Source organism: Halomonas sp. M4R1S46 (assembly GCF_025725685.1).
GTDB lineage: Bacteria > Pseudomonadota > Gammaproteobacteria > Pseudomonadales > Halomonadaceae > Halomonas.
Window position 1 is genome coordinate 717706 of the sequence record NZ_CP107008.1, and the last position, 17897, is coordinate 735602.

Consider the following 17897-nt stretch of genomic DNA (forward strand, 5'->3'; position numbering starts at 1 on the left):
CTGCGGCCTCCCGGCTTCACCGTGCTGTCTTGCCAATCAACTTCTCTCGTCGCTTGTCTCAACGAAAACCGAGGACGGAGAGAACCACCAGCACGATGACGATTGCGCCGACGATATAGACGATGTTGTTCATGAGGCTTTCCTCTGTGGCGCATTTTCCTGTTTCAGGATGCTGCGGGGTGGTTCGTGTCATGATGGCGTCGCAGTCCGTGCGACGCGTGGCGCAACTCCCTGTACCGGCTGTTCCCTTGCCACACCCATGTTGAGGGTATGTCATGGGTGGCCTCCCATCTGTGCGCTGGCGTACATGGCGCCTCACATCCTGAGGCCTGGTGGAACGTCGGCCCACTGGACTGTGCCACGGGAGTGAACCTTGTGGGCTGAGCGGTGGCGAGGATCGGATGCTTCCCGGGAACCAGGGCCCAGGCACGGGATATGACCTCCGGGGACAGGCTGGTGGGTTTACACAGCTAGAAGTCGAAAAAGAATTGCGACGGCTGTAGGGGCCGATGCAGACCTGGTTCGATCCGTCTTCGTTGAATGGGCAGGAGATTCATCCCATCCGTGAAGCAGTGATGCCCATTTCGGCCATTTCGCTTGGTGTGGTACATGGCCGTGTCGGCGTTGTGCATGAGGGTATCGGCATCGTCGGCATCATCCGGGTAGAGGCTGATGCCGATGCTTAGCGTGATGAGGAGTTCATGACCATGGATGCGGTACGGCCAAGAGCGGCGTGGCCCGCTGCGGCGCTTGCGTTCGTGAGGCAGGAGACGTGATCATCAGAAGCGTTGGCACGACCATGAGCCGGTTTCCTGTTCCGCCTGCGTGTGAGCCCCGGTGGGACGGCATTGTCGGGCATGAGCCCTGGGGCTTGGCCGGTATCCAGCGAGCGTAGTGGCGTGACGGAGTCGCTTCCGTGCGCTAGCGTACACAGTATGTGCTTCGGTTCCTGCAGGTGTGCCGGCGAGTGGGATAGTGCCGCGAGGCTCGCATGAGTCGGCGTTTCTCATTCTAATTCAACGGGTTGTTGGCTAGCTGGTGCTACAGGGCAGTCTGTTTCCTGTCCCTTGACATGACCAGGGGCGAGTCCGGCAAGGCTATCCAGCGGCTACCTTGGATCGTCAACCACCATCGGACGAGTCCGCTCTCCGTACCCAGTGGCCGGCGGACTTGCTCGATACGGGAGTGTCCGTCATGGCCCTGCAACATGACCCTCGTCAGAATCACCTGCTGGCGGCCCTGTCGAGGGATGAATACCAGCGCCTGGCGCCCCACCTCGAGCGGGTCGAGCTGTCGCTGGGGGAGTCGCTGGTCGAGTCGGGAAAGGTGATGCGCCATGTCTATTTCCCGACGGATTCCATCGTATCGCTCCTGTGCGTCATGGAGGATGGGGATTCGACAGAAATTGCCGTCGTCGGTGCCGAGGGTATCATCGGCATCTCGCTGTTCATGGGCGGCGAAACCACACCGAGCCGTGCCATCGTGCAGAGTGCCGGCAGCGCCTATCGCCTCAAGGGGCAGCTGCTGAAGGACGAGTTCGATCGCGCGACGACGCTTCAGCATTTGTTACTGCGTTACACCCAGGCCCTGATCACCCAGATGGCGCAGACGGCGGTATGCAACCGGCATCACAGCCTTGATCAGCAGCTGTGTCGCTGGCTGTTGCTGAGCCTGGATCGCTTGCCGACCAATGAGCTGGTCATGACCCAGGAGTTGATCGCCAACATGCTCGGCGTCCGTCGAGAGGGCGTCACCGCGTCGGCCGGCAAGCTGCAGAGGGCCGGCCTGATTTCCTACCATCGCGGGCACATCAGCATCCTGGACAGGCCTGGCCTGGAAGCGCGGGTCTGTGAATGTTATGCGGTCGTCAAGAAGGAGTATGATCGCCTGCTGAGCTATCATCGCCCCGGGTGAAGGGACTATTTCCCTCGCGGACCGATAGGGTTCTCGAGCAGGGCGTGTCCTGCGTGTGTATCCTGGCGCACCGACGGGACGATGATGGACATGCCAGTATTCGCTTAGCGGCCTGTCGGTGATCGCCGGATCACTCCCTGGCCGCCGTCGCCGTCGGAGCCTAGTGATTGCTTGCCTTGTGCCGATTGCCGGTTTTCCACCAGGAGCGTGCACATGAAGCCCTCGACTCTCGGTCCGATGACCAACCACCTTATCGACAGCTTGCCGCATCAGGACAGGGCATCTTTCCTTGCCGACTGCGAGGCCATCGACCTGGTGTTCGGTGAGGTGATCACCGATCCCGGCGGGCGGATCTCGCATGTCTATTTTCCCCTCGACAGTTTCATTTCCCTGATTGCCAATCTGAGTGACAGCGAGCGGCTGGAAGTGGCGATGGTCGGCAGTGAAGGCATGCTGGGGATGTCCTTGATCCTGGGGCTCGATGAGTCGCCCTTGCGCGCCCTGGTGCAGGGGGCCGGGCCGGCACTGCGCATGCCGGCGGTCGTCTTCGGCCGTCATCTGGAGCAGAGCCCCGCGCTTCAGGCGCTGATGAGGCGCTATCTCTATGTGCTGATGCACCAGCTGTCCGGGGTGGCGGCATGTACCCACTTTCATCAGGTCGAGGCCCGTCTGGCGCGCTGGCTGTTGATGACCCAGGATCGTGCGCACTCGGATCAGCTGCATCTCACCCATGAGTTCCTGGCCATGATGCTGGGGGTTCGTCGTGCCGGCATCACCCTGGCCGCCATGGCGCTTCAGGCGCGCCGATTGATCCGCTACCACCGTGGGGACATCACGGTGCTGGACCGGGCGGGGCTGATCGAGGCCTCTTGTGGCTGCTATGTCGCCGATCGACGACTCTACCGTCAGGTCATCATCGAAGGGAAGACACCATGACCTCGTCGGGAAGTATCGCAAGTGGTGCTTCGGACATAATGCCAGTCAGTTAGGGAATTGCTGGAACGATTCAATTCTGGTCGGCCGATGCACTTAGCGCGGCCAAATCAACGTCCCAGCGGTCATTATCTGACCACTTCGGGTAGTCTTTTTCCCTGGCAGTCGGATAACCCGAGGACCAGGCCAGATTCAAGACGCACTGACCCCGCCAATGCGGCCCTCGCATCGTTGCGCCAGAGCCAGGTTGGCTGGACAAAATGGCTGAACAGCGGCGCCTGGTCCTTGGCCAGCTTCTTGTAACGCACCTTGCACAGAATTGCACAGCTGAGGGGGGAAGACCCACCTCTTTACCAAGAGTAACGCGGTGGATAATCATGGTGGTGATTGGGGTTTAGTGCTCTTGATCGCAGTTTTCGGTCGGTGTTCAGTCAGCGGAGGCACGATGCGCCCCCGCTGACCTCAGGTTGGATCAATCGCGCTCGTACTTGGGCGAGCTCCGCAGCGTTTCCTCGTCCAAATCCGTGTATAACACGAGTTCGTCATCTTCCATGGTGTGCTCTATGTGATCCCAGCGCAGTCCAATGTCCTGTCCGCCGAGCCCCAGGAAGCTATCCGTCTTCACCACAACGCCGACGATGCGGCCGTCTTCGCCGATGATCAGATCCTGGATCTCGCCCACGTCCTCATCTGATCCGCGGTGCTTGACGGTCTTGCCGATGACGTTGTCGGCGTAGAACGCACCAGCGGGCTTACCGCTCATCTGATGCTCGCCGACACGCCGCTCATCGGCAATCTGCTCGCCCTCGCCGGTATTCTTCTCGCCGGTACGCTGCTCACCGGAACTCTGCTCGCCGGTACGTTGCTCGGTGTCTGCCTTCATGGCGTCATGCTTCTCCGCCATTGCCGTCGTGCTGAGTGCCAATGCCGGGACAATGGCGGCGGAAAGGATCAACGTGGTCAGCTTCTTCATCATTCTTCTCCTCTGCTCGACGGCAGTCTGCCGTACCATTTGGGGTCTAGAGCGCAGTTCCCTAATCGCAGGAATGCCATTTCAGCCTGGGCATAAGCGAACGGTTTGTCGGTGCGGTAGTGAACACATGGTCGTCGTACGGTGACGCAGCTACCATGCGACTTCAAGGCGCTCTTGCAGGGTTGGTTTCAGGATTTTCAAGTGGTTATGTTAGGGAATGGCGGTACGATCAGTCACGCGTGCATGCCTTTTCGTGCGCGCGTTAGTCTCGATGAGGAGAAGATTCACTCCAGAGACGATGTGCGGGAGTGTTCTTGTCGGAGAGTTGTCTGAAAAAACGGATCAGCATATGTTAGATACCGTACAGACCAGACATCGAGCTTCAACTATATAGGTATTGGGAGCCTTAACCATGCCTCTACATGAGTTCATGGTGAGAGGCATAGCCAAACGGAATCATCATCTGGAGATCAGTTAATGAACAAGAATCAGGTAGAAGGACATGCGAACGAGGCGAAGGGGAGGGTCAAGGAGGTTGCCGGCAAGGTGACCGGCGACAAACGCATGGAGTACAAGGGTAAAGCCGAAAAGCATGGCGGCAAGGCTGAAGCCAGGTACGGAGATCTCAAGAGGGCTGCCAAGAAGGCAACGAAATGAACGATTCAATGACACACTAGAAGACCAGATGCGGTGCCGCCCGGGTCCGCGTTGCTGAGTTCCGCCACCATTACCGGCGAGAGTTCGATCATCGATCCCACTACACCCGGCGAACGGATTGCTCAAGAGGCTGAGGGCGGCTTCTACGGTGGCCGGTGTTGGACTGTTGATGTTCGGTAAATCTGCAAGAAGCTAACTCAGGAATTCGCAATGCCCGACAACAGGCAGGATCCCCTGACTGGTGGGGCGAGAATAGCCAGCCAACACCCGCCGGCGTTACGTCATGACAAGCGACTGTTTAACCCGGCTGAGCTTCGCTTGTTTCGCTACACGGCGGTTCTGTTGTCCCTGGTTGTACTGACCGCTCTTATCGGCATCATCGTGTGGGTATTTGGCTGGATGCTAAATGCGTTCTACAACTTGCTCCTGCCGCTCGCCGTTGCCGGTGTTCTGGCGTTGGTGCTTCATCCTGTGGCTGAGCTTCTCGAGAGACGGCTTCACTTACCGCGCTTGCTGGCCATCATTCTTCTGCTGGTGGTTTTCTTTGTGGGTATCGGCGGCTTGATTTACCTTCTCGTTCCCATTCTGGTCAGCCAGGTCATTCAGTTGATGACCGTTTTGCCCGACACACTGGCAAGCTGGCAGGAACATTTCTCCACTCACTTCCCGGGACTCAGCTCCATGATTTCCACCGGAATGGAGAGCAGCAGTGGGGAGGAGACCCAGTCAGCCTTGGCAGTCACGGAAAACCCGGGCACGGCCATCATGTCCTATCTGGGGCTGTTGGCGGGTATCAGTTTCGTGCCCCTGTTCCTGTTCTTCACCTTGCTTTCCGGTGACTTGCTCCGGGGACAGGTATCCGAGCTGTTATCCGTTTTCCACAAGCCCACCCAGCAAAAAGCGCTGTATTTCATGGATGTGTTCGTGGGATACGTCACCGCCTTCTTTCAGGGCCAGTTGATCATCGCCGTGTGCATGGGTGCCTTGTATGTCATGGGCTTTACGCTGATTGGCCTTGAGTTCGGTGTGCTTGCCGGGCTGGTGCTGGGGTTGCTGAATATCGTCCCCTTCCTGGGGACCTTGATCGGCCTGCTGGTGGTCTTGCCCATGGGCTATTTCCAGCCGGGTGGTGGTGTTGAATTACTGGTCCTGGCCGCACTGGTGTTCGCCGCGGTTCAACTGATGGAAAGCTGGCTGCTGACACCGAAAATCATGGCCAACCGCTCGGGCCTTCACCCTGCACTCGTGATTATTTCCCTGTTCTTCTGGGGCACGGCCTTGGGTGGTATTATCGGCATGATACTCGCGGTTCCCCTGACAGCGTTCTTCGTAGCCATTTGGAGCGAGATAAAGATCAGCCTGAAACACACACTGAGCAACCGGGATGCCGGGGAATAACGGAATTGGATCTTTCCAAAGACACGGACGGCGGTCGATTTCTGTGCATCGGATTATGGTCTTTCCTTCATAATGTCAGATCCTTGCGCAGGGCCTGTTCCAACTCCTTGGTAGCGGTGATATCGACAAGGATTATCACCACACCGTCAATCACATTGTCCAGTCAGCGATACGGGATGATTCGTACCGTAGACTGGCGATCGTCGGTGACGGAGATCTCCTTCTCGTAAAATATCAGGGTGCTCAATGTGGTAGGAGCGTCATCGTTGAGTTCCGAATATTGCAGGGTGGTGGTGAGATCACTTAGGGGGCGGCCGATATTGCCTTAGCGATGTTGATAATCTTTGATGCTCTGTCGGTGATGCGACGAAGATTCAGGTTCTGTTCGAGAAACAGAATGGCGATCCCGATGCTGTTGAGCAGGTTGTTCATATCGCTCTGAGCCAGGTCGAGATCGTCGAGCTTGGTCTGCATTTCCGCACTGATGGTTTGCAGTTCCTCGTTGGCTGACTGCAATTCCTCCCACGGCGCATGGTTTTTCTCGCGCAGCGTCTGAATTTCATCCTGCTACTGTTGCAGGCCCGTGGCATGAGCCTTTTACGTGGCTGTTTTCGACTTGTTCTTGCTGGCCGGGCTGGCATGAGCCGGGGTGATATCGCGGAACACGATCATCTTCATGCCGCGCAGGGTATTGGGCTCTCGCAGCGCCTGTACGGTGATATCGACGCTCTGCATGGCCCCGCCGGGCAGTTGCACCTGCAGGTCTTGCAAGTGTAGCGGTTTGCTCTGGTCCACGGTCTGGCCAGGGCGCCGTCGATGGGGGGCCGCAGGCCCTCCCGCACCATGGCGTGAAAATTCCAGTTAGCCTTGCCGGCGGCTGGTTCCAGGTACTTTCCCGTGCGCCCGCTGATATAGACGACATCACCCTCATTGTTGACCAACACCGCGGCGGGGGAATAAATCTGCAGTAACACTTGGTCGGCTGCCGCTTGCAGGTTATCAGTTGTCGGGGAGGATGAGTTGTCGGCGGACACGGGAAGCTCCTTGGCGATCCCAAGTTATCGTCAAATCTGGCGGATGGCGGTCAGGCTGCATTCCTGTCTGGTTGATCGGCTACCTGCTCCCCGTCCTGGAATTTAATGTTGCTGAAGACCAGCTCTAGCTTCTGGAATGATTGTGTTCGTCCAGGATCGGCGTCTTCCCACTGCGTAGCTTGTCGGTGAGCCCGGCGAGGCCCGAGACTTCCCAATGGTTGATCTATCTTGTGACGGTATCGCGCCTTACCTGAAGGATCTCACTGATTATATTGATGACCCCCGCAAAATGCCGTGCGCACGCCGGCGTAAGGCTGGATTCTCGTCGTGGTGATGGGATTAGGTTGACGCCTGCTAATCAGACTCTTTGAGAGGGGTAACGAAACGCCTTTTTATGGTTCTATCCGGGTCAGAAACTCTGACGAAAATGGTGCGCGAAAATTTACTATCAAGCACTTAGTAGCTTATCGCGAAAGTGGTTGGTATGGAAATTTAGGATCCCTTCGGGATGCGCACATTTTTTATTTAAAGGCCTAAAGTGATAGGGTATTAGAGCCTGGTTGTACCAGATTTAATCTGGCTTTGTGTCTAAAGTCCGTTGCGTAATTTCAGAAGTTCTTTCTTGAGATCTTGTCCGGGGGAAAGGTGAGATGCTATCAGGTGATAACTATTTTCTATTACTTGAAAACACGGGAGTTCAGGTTGCGGTGAACGAACAGAGATGCTAATTTGCCGCTATCATTGACAAACTCACCTAGTCGATCCGAAAGTGCCGAGTGATCAGGAAGCTGAGGGAAGTCAAGTTAGAACGTTGTGTGCGACGGCGCACAGATTACTCCGCGAAATGCTGTCATGATTTATCAAAATTTACTGGTGGATTTAGGGAAGTAAATATCAATACAATCTGCGTGTCGATGCTTGCGATACTGCTGCTTCAGTTCAGGTAATACGTAGTACGCGTGCTCCGGGGCCTCACGAAAGAGAATTGGCTTGCAACCGCGGGTAGTGACCCGCAGTGACTTTATGGGCCCGCGAGGATCGTTCGAAGCTCGGCACGAGAAGGAAGCTTGTTAATCATTAAGGGATGTCGAATGGTAGCGCTTCTCGTATTGATAATATCGTAGGATGATTTATGTACTTCCCAGAGGATCTTTCACATCCTATGAAAATTATTCTGGTCGTCCTGGCCCTGCTGCTGGTGATTTCTACAGCCCTTCCGCTACTGCATGTCGACCAATGGTGGGTTCGCGTCTTCGATTTTCCGAGAGCGCAGATCACCATCGCCGGCATCGTGCTTCTTGCCCTCTATCTCTATTTCTGGGAAATGCATCGCGTCTACGAATCTGTCGTTCTCGGGCTATTGGTGCTGGCCGTGGGATATCAGGTAGTGAAGATGCTTCCGTACACCGTGCTGATGCCCAAGCAGGTACAGGCGACTGAGTCGCGCTCGGATAACGCCAATCTCAGATTGCTGGTTGCCAACGTGCTGATGGAAAACCGTGAGTCGGAGGCCTTCCTGGATATCGTGCGCGAGTATGATCCGGACGTGGTCTTGACCGTGGAGACAGATGAGTGGTGGGAGAAGGCGCTCAGGACTCTGGAAGAAGAATATCTGCACACGCTCAAGAGCCCACTCGACAACACCTATGGCATGCTCGTGTATAGTCGACTGGAGATGACCGATCCCGAGATCCGGTTTATTCTCAAGGATAGCATCCCGTCGATGCACATGCAGGTGGTGTTGCCGTCAGGTGACCGGATATTCATGCATTTCGTGCATCCCGATCCGCCCAACCCGAAGTATGCGAGCGAGACGACGGAACGAGATGCGGAACTGCTTATCGTGGGCCGGGAAGTGGAGAAACGCGATAAGCCAACAATTGTTGCAGGCGATTTCAACGATGTCGCCTGGTCCTACACCACGAGCCTGTTTCAGAAAGCGAGTGGTTTGCTCGACCCGCGCGTCGGGCGGGGGATGTACAACACCTACAACGCCAAGAACCTGCTCCTGCGCTGGCCGCTCGATCACGTCTTCCACACCGATCATTTCAAGCTCGTCCGTATGGAGAGAGGGCCCGCCTGGGGATCGGATCATTTTCCTATCTTCATCGAACTCAGCCTGGAGGCCGGCGCTGAAGTCCAGCAGGAAGAACCGGATACGAATCGGTCGGAAGAGGAGCAGGTAGCAGAGAAGATTGAAGATGGTAAGCAGCAAACGGACGAATGAGACTGTCCGGATCGGGCATCCGGCAACCACCGCAACGCTACAAGCCGCAAATGGATACACACCGACATCGGTTCGATAGAGGTGTCGGTTCCCACACGAACGCAAAGAACCATAGCCTGATAAGCCCTTCCGTCTCTAAGACGGTGGATACGGTCGTGTCAAGATCCGGTGGTCCGCAACGGCGAGAGCGATCAGTGCGGTGCGCTTCGATCCAGATACGCATCCATCAGCCTGGCGTTGCGTAGATTGGCCTTGAACGCGACATCGAACACGTCCCCGAGTACCGGGATCGCGCCGACCAGGGTATCCAGCGCGACGTTCAGTACCATGCGCGCAAGCACCCTGGCCGGCACGCCGGCGTGCGCCGCCTGCGCGACGATGTAGAACGATGCCCCGGCCGCCGCGAGATCGCCGACCACTGGTACCAGCCCGATAAGCCCGTCGACCCCGATGCGGATACCGCCGGGCAGACGGATCGAACTGTCCATCAGCCGCGCGAGCCGGTGCACGCGCGTGCGAGCGTCGGCGGGCCGGCGCTGCGGTGCGTCAGCTGGTGACATTGCCGCGGGCTGGCGCAAACGCCGCGTTCATCGCCTGACGATGATCCACACGGCGTGAATGATGCCGGGAATATAGCCGAGCAGCGTGAGCAGAATGTTGATCCAGAAATGCTTGCCGACGCCTTCCTGCAGGAAGACGCCGAGCGGCGGCAGGAAGATCGCTATGATGATGCGTAACAGGTCCAATGGCTATGCTCCTGGGGGCGATGGGATCCCGTTCGGGCGCCGCGCGTGGCCACTCGCGAACGGGTCGAGAGACATCGCCTCTTGACCCGTCAGGCCCGAAGGCTCCGTGCGACATTCCACACTCGGCCAATACAAAGACTATACCAGATGCCACCACGCGGCATCCGTCAGTGCTTCGATTTCAGCATGTCGTCGCGCAGGTTGTCCGCCCGCGCGGCGCCGATCGCGGTTTCAACCTTTTTCACTTCCTCGGGGGGCGGAAGGACCGCTGGCAATCCGAGCGACTCGATCCATAATTCGCGGACGAAACCCTTCGTGTGGTGGAGGTGATGTTCCTCTTCCTGCCCCACCGCTTCGAACGCGGTTCTGAGTGCGCCAGTGTCCTCTCCCTGGCCGTTCTCTGCCAAGTGCCCGATCAGTTCCCAGTTCTGGAGGTCCTTGGTTTCCGCCAGAACCACGCACTCACCGGCCACAAGTTGAGCGGCCGCAGCACCGGCGTGCGCCTTCGCCATTTCCATTGCGGTGACCAGCGAATCCCCTAGGTGTGCTACCACTTCCCGGCCGGGCGTTACGGTGTCCGGGTTGAGTCCCAGTTCCTCGAACACCTTCAGCAGCACCTGCTCATGGGTGCGGGTCTGCTCAAGGTACTCCTCCCATTCACCTTTCAGGTCCTCGTTCTGCGCACATGACAGCGCGGCTTCGTAGATCTTTATACCACCGCGTTCCGTCTCGAGAGCCTGATACAACAACTCGTGCAACTGCTTCTTGATATACGGTTTATCCTTCACGGAGGCCTCCTGAATACCGGTAGGCGGCGCGCCGACAGGCGGGCTGCGTCATTTGGTTGGGTTCAACAATGCGGCAGATGCCGGCCAGTTGAATGTCCAAAGATAGGTTACGAGGCGCTGCCGGGTCGGTGCAGTAGCGAACATAGCCGTTCGGCGCCCCGGGCATGAGTCGTCCGGCCATCGTTCACTTCCCCTGATTCCAGAGTGCGGTAGCGTACGGTGACCGCGGAACGGCCGCCGTAGGCTTAATCCACTGGCGCCCGGTGCGTCGAGTTTGTCTGGAGGCAGGAATCATGGGCATCATCGTATGGCTCGTCATGGGCGGCCTGGTCGGCTGGATCGCAAGCATGATCATGGGCACCAACGCCCAGCAGGGCATCATTCTCAACATCGTGGTCGGCATCGTCGGCGCACTGATCGGCGGATGGCTGATCGGGCCGCTACTCGGCGCCGGCTCCATCAACGACGGCATTACCATCATGAGCTTCATCGTGTCGCTGATCGGTGCGGTAATACTGCTCGCCATCCTGAGCTTGTTCCAACGCAGCAGGAAACGCTGATAAATCAGCGTTTCATTAACCGGTCGGGAGGATTACCGTCGACGGGCTCCCGGAACTCCTGGGTCCGTCGACGCCGACGAGACTGGAACCGTTCCCGCCCTCGCCCTGCCGGACGACGCTGAACGAGCCGTCGGTCTCCAGGACGAACGCGCGCATCTTTTCCAACGAGTCGACCCCGGCCGAGCGGACCGCCACCCGTACTTCGTCTTCGGTTACCCGAGCCTGCCGCAGGGCCGCTGGCAGGAACTCGCCGCAGTAAAGAGCATCAGGGGCTCCCCCGTTGCCAGCCGCCGCACCCACCGGGCTCGAACGCTGGACCAGGTGACGGCGAATCGCAGGCCGATGAGCAGGGCGAAGGCCAACAGCCCTTCAGCGAGGGCGACATCCTTGGCCAGCAGGACCGTCGCCAGGGTTGAACCCAGGGCGACGGTCACAACCAGGTCGAAGGCGTTCATCTTGGAGAGTGTCCGCTTCCCCGAGACGCGAAGGAACACGATGAGCACAACGTAGGCCAGCACCCCGACAATCAGGGTGCGGAGCAGGCTATCCCATCCACTAAAGAGCATCTGTTTGCTCCTGCCGACAGTCGGGCTGCGTCATTTGGTTGGTGGATCACTGTCGCGGGATGGATGACGATGAGCGGCGACTGCAGCGATGAATGCCGGTGCGACCTCGGCCACGTCGACGCCCTCCGCCAGCAGGATACCCTCGTCTTCATCCATGACGGGTCCGATGCCGGCCATTTCCAGCAGCTCCCGTCCGGCGCCCAAAACCAGAATCGTCTTGCAGTGCCTGAACTGATCTTTGACAAACGCCATCGTATGCCCGTTACCTGCGAGCGCCTGGATCGCCTCGTTGCCATCGGGCACCACCAGCGCATCGAACAGGAATCCTGGAGCATTCTCCATCGACTTGTCCGCTTCTATCTTCTCGCCGGAATCACCAACGAACATGCCCACCCGTGGCCCCACGAAATGAACGACGGCACCCGCGTCGGTCAAGGCCTCATGAAGGGCAACGAGCGAGGCATGGTGGACACCATCCTCGACTAGCACGGCAATCTGTCGTGTGCGGACACCGCATTCGCCCGGCAGTGCCATCAGCGACAACGCCGGAGAAACGGTCACCTCCGCCGGCTCCGGCTCGGTGATGGCCTTCGGCATGGCATCGGGAACTTCCATGCCCAGTCCGCCCGCGACCTCTGCCGCCAGTTCCCGTGAAACGTTCACCAGTGAGGACAGCATTCGCACACGTATGGCGGGGACGCCCACCTTACTTAGCTCGAAGCGGAATGCGGCTGCAATATGGGCTTTCTCGACAGCCGTCTGACTATCGAAGAACAACGTGGCTTGGGCATAGTGCTCGGCGAACTTCTCCGGCTTTCCACGGACTTTGTCGTCGGCAATGGACTCGGGGAAGGACACGAATCCGGTTGTTCCGGCTTGAAAGGGGCAACCACCCGCCAAGGAATTTGGCTCGTACGCAACGCGACCGCGATTGAGCGCTTGGCGGTGCATGCCATCGCGTTGGTTGTTCTGTACCGAGGCGAGTGGTGAATTGATCGGGATCTCGTGAAAGTTGGGGCCGCCGAGTCGGGTGATCTGCGTATCGGCATAGGAATGGATACGACCGGCGAGCAACGGATCATTGGAGAAGTCGATGCCCGGTATGATGTGCGCCGTGCAGAACGCGACCTGCTCGGTTTCCGCGAAGAAGTTGTCGGGGTTTCGGTTGAGAACCATGCGGCCGACGGGCGTGAGTGGAACGAGTTCCTCCGGCACGATCTTGGTTGAGTCGAGCACATCGAAGCTGAAGCCTTCGGCTTGTTCCTCACTAAATATTTGCAGCCCCAGTTCCCATTCCGGGAATTCGCCCGATTCGATAGCTTCCCACAAATCACGCCGATGAAAATCGGGGTCCGCGCCCGAGATTTTCACGGCTTCGTCCCAGACGAGTGAGTGGGTTCCCTGCAGCGGCTTCCAGTGAAACTTGCAGAACACCGATTGACCTTGCTCGTTGACCAGACGAAAGGTATGCACGCCAAAGCCCTGCATCATCCGAAAACTGCGTGGTATCGCGCGATCCGACATCACCCACATCAGCATGTGAGTGGACTCCGGCATCAATGAGACGAAGTCCCAGAAGGTGTCATGCGCCGACGCCGCTTGAGGCATGCCGTGATGCGGTTCCGGCTTGACGGCATGGACCAAGTCGGGAAACTTCATCGCATCCTGGATGAAGAATACCGGTATGTTGTTTCCGACCAGATCCCAGTTGCCTTCGTCGGTATAGAACTTTACCGCGAAGCCTCGCACGTCGCGCGCGGTGTCTTTCGAGCCACGTTCGCCGGCCACTGTGGAAAAGCGTACGAACACGGGAGTGATCTTGCCTTTCTCGGCGAACGGCGCCGCGCGAGTGTACTTGGTGAGCGCGTCATAGGCTTCGAAGAAGCCGTGCGCACCTGAGCCGCGTGCATGGACGATTCGTTCCGGGATGCGTTCGTGATCGAAATGCGTGATTTTTTCCCGCAGAATAAAATCTTCGAGTAAGGATGGCCCACGCAATCCGGCTTTCAAGGTGTTCTGATTATCGCCAATGGGAACGCCTTGATTGGTCGTCAACGGACGATCGCTTGCGTCGACTCGGACCCGGTCGAGCGAAGTGACGGTCGCGTTGGTTCCGAGCGGCGCTGCCCCGCCGGTCTTCGCGGTCCCGGTATCCTCCGTGGCTGTACTCGCGGTCAACGCACTGGAGCCCGGTTCTACCGCCACTCCGGGCGGCGGCGCCACGGCGTTGTCGTGACCGTGCTCCTGCTCCTTGATGCGGTTGTAGGGCATCGCGGCGACCAAGTCGTCGCTTGCGCTGGCTTGCTCCGCGACTATGTCGTTAGTTCTGAGCACGCCGTCATGGCTCTGCGCTGCTGTGACGGGTTTATCGCCTTTACTGTTAACTCGTGACGACCGAGCGGGTTTCTTATTCGTAGCCATGGTGCTTCTCCGGCGAGGTAGGAGATGAGGACAAGCGTTATGCCGCTTTAACCACTAGCCTTTATGGATTTTCATGCCGCAGGCGAGAGTTGTCTGTTCGATAACGAACACTCGCATCGAGCCGGACCTGCCTCGGTCATCCGGTCCCGTTTTGCGCTCAGTGTTGCAACGCACCGACGGCGCGGTTGCCGCCGGGTCACTCTACCGGTCACATACGCCATTCATGATTCGTCAGGAGTCGCCGGTGGACTTGAAAAGTGGATCCCCGTTCTGAGCGGTCAAGAATGGCCTGATGTATGCATTTCCGCAGCTTGATGCCGACCTGAGCTGTGACGTGGCGGTGGTGGGCGCTGGCATCACCGGCACGCTGATCGCTGATGAATTGGCTGGCCATGGTCACGATGTCGTCGTGCTCGATCAGCGCGACGTCTGCTGGGGCAGCACATCGGCCAGCACCGCCTTGCTGCAGTATGAAATCGATACCCACGCGACCAATCTTGCCAGGCGCTACGACCAAGCCTCAGCGCTCCTCGCCTATCAATCCTGCTTGCGCGCGGTCCGTGAGATCGGCGCACTCGCCGAAGCGACCGGAGATGTCGATTTCGCCCGCTGCCAAAGCTTGTACTACACCAGTAATCGCGCCGATCATCCACGCTTGGTCGACGAATTTTCCTGGCGGAAACAACACGGCTTTCCGGTTCGCTGGCTGAGCCGCACCGCGCTCAAGGACGAGTACGGTCTGACGGCGCCGTCTGCCATCCTCAGCTCGGTGGCCGCTCGGGTTGATCCTTATCGGCTTGCCTCACGACTGATGCACAGGATGCAGCGACAGGGCGCGCGCGTTTTCGATAGAACCGAGGTGACCTCCATCACGGCGACCGCGCGTTCGGTTCAGCTGACCACCGACTAGTGGCATGTCGATCATGGCGAAGTACGCCGTGATTGCCAGCGGTTGCGAGTCTCAACATTGGTTGCGCCAGCGCGTCGCGAAGAACCTGAGCAGCTACGCCTACATCAGTGACCCTGTCGATCCTGCCGAGCTGCGCTGGTTGGCAGATACGATACTGTGGGAGTCCTCTCGGCCGTATATCTATCTGCGCTCTACCGGCGATGGACGGCTGTTGGTCGGTGGTGAAGACGACGATCACGATATCCCTGCGCGCCGGGATCGGTTGGTCGACCGCAAGGCAGCAACTCTGCAGCGCAAGATCTCCCCCTTGTTTCCTCACCTTCATGCACAACCGGCCTTTGCCTGGGCCGGTACGTTCGCTGAAACCAGCGACGGTCTGCCGCTGTTCGGTCACCACCCGGAGTACGGCGCGCGCGTGCTGTTCGCGCTGGCCTAAGGTGGTAACGGCATCACCTACAGCATACTCGGCGCTGGATTGCTGCGCGCGCAGATCGAACGCCGCCCGCATCCATTGGCCGAGCTGTTTGCCTTTTCCCGGCTGGGTTATCATTGACTGGTAGCAGAAAAATGATGCTTGAGTTACCGGTATTACTTTTCTGGCCACCAGTCTGATGCTGGTGTCATTTCAGAGCATCAAGACGTCCGAGAGGGGGCGCGATATGCACAAATGACTTCGCATACGTTAGGCAACGCACAGACCGGACCTCGACCTACAACTATCTTGGGATCCTCACCCTGCCTCCATGAGTTCATGGTGAGAGGCGCAACCCAAGCGTAACAATTTCCTGGAGATAAGCTCATGAACAAGAATCAGGTCGAAGGACATGCGAACGAGGCGAAGGGAAAGGCGGTAGCCGGCGGAAAAAGCTCGGAGCACAAGGATAAAGACGAGAAGCATGGCGGCAAGGATGGAGCCGTGTTAGCAGATATCAATGACGACGCCAAGAAGCTTGGCAGCAAGGATGGAGCTGAGTCAGGAGATATCAATGCCGACGTCGAAAAGCATGGCGGCAAGGATGGAGCCGTGTTGGCGGGTATCAATGACGACGCCAAGAAGAAAACCAAATGACTACTCAACGTCATGATCGAACAGCAGAAACATCGCTGCGGATAATATGCAGGCGGGGGCCTCGTTGCTGAGTGCAACCTCCAATCAGCGTCCTAGGAAGTGTATGGAGTCTCCCGTGTCAGTACATCTGACACGGGAAGATCTATCATCAGCTGTTTGAGGATGGGCTTAACTGACTGGCATTATGCTTCGGGCAAGCGCTGCGGCTTGAAGGGATAGCCGTGCTGCCGTTTACCTGGCTCGCGGTCGGGCAGGCGCGTGAATTTCTTGAATGCAGTCGTGGGAGGGGGCTGGATGGGGGATGGCATGGTGACCTCGGGTACTGTCCGGCCTTCACGACATCGTGAAGCATCGGTAGTACGATTCTGGCGGAACGGCAGGCCGCCGTCCGTACGCTAACACACCATCGCCACCGATATCGCCAAGCGCCTCGAGTGCCCTTGATCCTGCGGGGAGGAGCTCTCATAGCATGTGCATGACGCTTTTTTGTCCAAGACTGGTCAATACCCCAGCATTCTGGTCTAGAATACAGTCTTGGGTCGACCATCGCGAAAGACGTAACGGTTGACCCTCTGGCGTGTCGCGGCGTGCGGAGTGCACGCGTGTCGGCACCTGGTGCAATGCAGGGGGAGCCCCTGCCGGTCACAGTGGTAGACACGATGACGATCATGACTTCCCGTGCCGAGCTGCGCGACCAGCTGGCACGTACCTATTGCCCCACGCGCATTCCCGCCGAGGACGAGGCCCGCATCGAGGAGATCAAGCGTCTGCTCGAGGCCCACAATGCCGTCCTGGTGGCCCATTACTACACCGACGACGCCATCCAGCAACTCGCCGAGGAGACCGGCGGCTGCGTGGCCGACTCCCTGGAGATGGCGCGCTTCGGTGCCCGCCACGAGGCCGATACCCTGGTGGTGGCCGGCGTACGCTTCATGGGCGAGACGGCCAAGATCCTCTCCCCGGAGAAACGCGTGCTGATGCCGACCCTGGAGGCGACCTGCTCGCTGGACGTGGGCTGCCCGGCCGACGAGTTCAGTGCCTTCTGCGACGCTCATCCCGACCGCACCGTGGTGGTCTATGCCAACACCTCGGCGGCGGTGAAGGCGCGTGCCGACTGGGTGGTGACCTCCTCCATCGCCGTGGACGTGATCGAGCACCTCAAGGCCCGCGGCGAGAAGATCCTGTGGGCCCCGGACAAGCACCTGGGCGGCTATATCCAGAAGCAGACCGGCGCCGACATGCTGCTCTGGGACGGCGCCTGCATCGTCCACGAGGAGTTCAAGGCCAGGGGGGTCGAGGACCTCAAGGGCCTCTACCCCGAGGCCGCGGTGCTGGTGCACCCCGAGTCCCCGGCCTCGGTGGTCGAGCTGGCCGACGTGGCGGGCTCCACCTCCCAGCTGATCAAGGCGGCCAAGGCGCTGCCCCATGACAAGCTGATCGTGGCCACCGACCGTGGCATCTTCTTCAAGATGCAGCAGGCGGTGCCGGAGAAGACCCTCTTCGAGGCCCCCACCGCCGGTAACGGCGCGACCTGCAAGAGCTGCGCCCACTGCCCGTGGATGGCGATGAACGCCCTGGACAACCTGGCCGGTGCGCTGCGCGAGGGCAGCGGCGAGATCTTCGTCGATGATGCCCTGCGTCTTGCCGCCTTGAAGCCCTTGGAGCGGATGCTCAACTTCAATTCCTGAGCTACGAGCTACG

General features: G+C 58.7%; 21 protein-coding genes and 1 pseudogene. 10 read left to right on the forward strand and 12 right to left on the reverse strand.

Going from position 1 to position 17897, the window contains the following annotated elements; translation table 11 throughout:
- Positions 1–58: 58 nt before the first annotated feature.
- Positions 59–193, reverse strand: coding sequence for a hypothetical protein (locus OCT48_RS03390; RefSeq protein WP_263591341.1), 135 nt, complete (start codon positions 191–193; stop codon positions 59–61).
- A 277-nt stretch (positions 194–470) separates the two neighbouring features.
- Positions 471–767, reverse strand: coding sequence for a diguanylate cyclase domain-containing protein (locus OCT48_RS19560; protein WP_412031036.1), 297 nt, complete (start codon positions 765–767; stop codon positions 471–473).
- Between the two features lie 427 nt (positions 768–1194).
- On the opposite strand from OCT48_RS19560, the gene OCT48_RS03400 reads away from it, so the two are divergent.
- A complete protein-coding gene (locus OCT48_RS03400) occupies positions 1195–1914 on the forward strand; it encodes a Crp/Fnr family transcriptional regulator (protein WP_263591343.1) in 720 nt (239 codons plus the stop codon).
- A 213-nt stretch (positions 1915–2127) separates the two neighbouring features.
- Positions 2128–2850 (forward strand): Crp/Fnr family transcriptional regulator, encoded by a 723-nt coding sequence (locus OCT48_RS03405; protein ID WP_263591344.1) that lies wholly within the window; start codon positions 2128–2130, stop codon positions 2848–2850.
- A 469-nt stretch (positions 2851–3319) separates the two neighbouring features.
- Here OCT48_RS03405 and OCT48_RS03410 read toward each other — a convergent pair whose 3' ends face one another.
- Complete coding sequence (locus OCT48_RS03410; RefSeq protein WP_263591345.1) at positions 3320–3820, reverse strand: PRC-barrel domain-containing protein; 501 nt, start codon at positions 3818–3820, stop codon at positions 3320–3322.
- Between the two features lie 477 nt (positions 3821–4297).
- Here OCT48_RS03410 and OCT48_RS03415 point away from each other — a divergent pair, with 477 nt between their 5' ends.
- Positions 4298–4477, forward strand: coding sequence for a CsbD family protein (locus OCT48_RS03415; RefSeq protein WP_263591346.1), 180 nt, complete (start codon positions 4298–4300; stop codon positions 4475–4477).
- A 210-nt stretch (positions 4478–4687) separates the two neighbouring features.
- A complete protein-coding gene (locus tag OCT48_RS03420) occupies positions 4688–5875 on the forward strand; it encodes an AI-2E family transporter (RefSeq protein ID WP_263591347.1) in 1188 nt (395 codons plus the stop codon).
- 303 nt (positions 5876–6178) lie between these two features.
- On the opposite strand, the gene OCT48_RS03425 is transcribed toward OCT48_RS03420, so the two are convergent.
- The 3 genes and pseudogenes from OCT48_RS03425 to OCT48_RS19565 all read right to left on the reverse strand — a co-directional run.
- Positions 6179–6391 carry a PAS domain-containing protein gene (locus tag OCT48_RS03425; protein ID WP_263591348.1) on the reverse strand — a complete coding sequence of 71 codons (213 nt, stop codon included), beginning with the start codon at positions 6389–6391 and terminating at the stop codon, positions 6179–6181.
- Between the two features lie 81 nt (positions 6392–6472).
- Positions 6473–6646: a hypothetical protein gene (locus OCT48_RS03430; protein ID WP_263591349.1), complete on the reverse strand. Its 174-nt coding sequence runs from the start codon at positions 6644–6646 to the stop codon at positions 6473–6475.
- 393 nt (positions 6647–7039) lie between these two features.
- A pseudogene (locus tag OCT48_RS19565) lies at positions 7040–7248 on the reverse strand (IS630 family transposase); the annotation flags it as partial.
- A gap of 823 nt (positions 7249–8071) precedes the next feature.
- On the opposite strand from OCT48_RS19565, the gene OCT48_RS03435 reads away from it, so the two are divergent.
- Complete coding sequence (locus tag OCT48_RS03435; protein WP_263591350.1) at positions 8072–9136, forward strand: endonuclease/exonuclease/phosphatase family protein; 1065 nt, start codon at positions 8072–8074, stop codon at positions 9134–9136.
- Positions 9137–9327: 191 nt separating this feature from the next.
- Here OCT48_RS03435 and OCT48_RS03440 read toward each other — a convergent pair whose 3' ends face one another.
- The 3 genes from OCT48_RS03440 to OCT48_RS03450 all read right to left on the reverse strand — a co-directional run bounded on the left by OCT48_RS03440 (position 9328) and on the right by OCT48_RS03450 (position 10670).
- Positions 9328–9696, reverse strand: coding sequence for a DUF4112 domain-containing protein (locus OCT48_RS03440; RefSeq protein ID WP_263592569.1), 369 nt, complete (start codon positions 9694–9696; stop codon positions 9328–9330).
- A 27-nt stretch (positions 9697–9723) separates the two neighbouring features.
- The gene (locus tag OCT48_RS03445) at positions 9724–9882 is read right to left on the reverse strand and encodes a YqaE/Pmp3 family membrane protein (protein WP_263591351.1); all 159 of its coding nucleotides are present in this window, start codon (positions 9880–9882) and stop codon (positions 9724–9726) included.
- 167 nt (positions 9883–10049) lie between these two features.
- Positions 10050–10670, reverse strand: a complete 621-nt coding sequence (locus OCT48_RS03450) for a DUF892 family protein (protein ID WP_263591352.1) — start codon at positions 10668–10670, stop codon at positions 10050–10052.
- 293 nt (positions 10671–10963) lie between these two features.
- Between OCT48_RS03450 and OCT48_RS03455 the strand changes: the two genes are divergently transcribed.
- Positions 10964–11230: a GlsB/YeaQ/YmgE family stress response membrane protein gene (locus OCT48_RS03455; RefSeq protein WP_263591353.1), complete on the forward strand. Its 267-nt coding sequence runs from the start codon at positions 10964–10966 to the stop codon at positions 11228–11230.
- A gap of 15 nt (positions 11231–11245) precedes the next feature.
- Here the strand turns inward: OCT48_RS03455 and OCT48_RS19570 are convergent, their stop codons facing one another.
- The 3 genes from OCT48_RS19570 to OCT48_RS03465 are packed head-to-tail and all read right to left on the reverse strand — an operon-like array spanning position 11246 to position 14217.
- Complete coding sequence (locus OCT48_RS19570) at positions 11246–11530, reverse strand: YetF domain-containing protein (RefSeq protein ID WP_412031025.1); 285 nt, start codon at positions 11528–11530, stop codon at positions 11246–11248.
- Positions 11443–11796: a DUF421 domain-containing protein gene (locus OCT48_RS03460; protein ID WP_263591354.1), complete on the reverse strand. Its 354-nt coding sequence runs from the start codon at positions 11794–11796 to the stop codon at positions 11443–11445. Before OCT48_RS03460 ends, OCT48_RS19570 begins: the two co-directional genes overlap by 88 nt.
- Before the next feature lie 30 nt (positions 11797–11826).
- The gene (locus OCT48_RS03465) at positions 11827–14217 is read right to left on the reverse strand and encodes a catalase (protein WP_263591355.1); all 2391 of its coding nucleotides are present in this window, start codon (positions 14215–14217) and stop codon (positions 11827–11829) included.
- Between the two features lie 292 nt (positions 14218–14509).
- Between OCT48_RS03465 and OCT48_RS03470 the strand changes: the two genes are divergently transcribed.
- The 4 genes from OCT48_RS03470 to nadA all read left to right on the forward strand — a co-directional run bounded on the left by OCT48_RS03470 (position 14510) and on the right by nadA (position 17884).
- Positions 14510–15127: an NAD(P)/FAD-dependent oxidoreductase gene (locus OCT48_RS03470; RefSeq protein ID WP_263591356.1), complete on the forward strand. Its 618-nt coding sequence runs from the start codon at positions 14510–14512 to the stop codon at positions 15125–15127.
- A 4-nt stretch (positions 15128–15131) separates the two neighbouring features.
- Positions 15132–15563, forward strand: a complete 432-nt coding sequence (locus OCT48_RS03475; protein ID WP_263591357.1) for an FAD-dependent oxidoreductase — start codon at positions 15132–15134, stop codon at positions 15561–15563.
- A 363-nt stretch (positions 15564–15926) separates the two neighbouring features.
- A complete protein-coding gene (locus tag OCT48_RS03480; RefSeq protein ID WP_263591358.1) occupies positions 15927–16196 on the forward strand; it encodes a hypothetical protein in 270 nt (89 codons plus the stop codon).
- A gap of 659 nt (positions 16197–16855) precedes the next feature.
- Complete coding sequence (gene nadA / locus OCT48_RS03485) at positions 16856–17884, forward strand: quinolinate synthase NadA (RefSeq protein WP_263591359.1); 1029 nt, start codon at positions 16856–16858, stop codon at positions 17882–17884.
- The last annotated feature ends 13 nt before the right edge of the window (positions 17885–17897 follow it).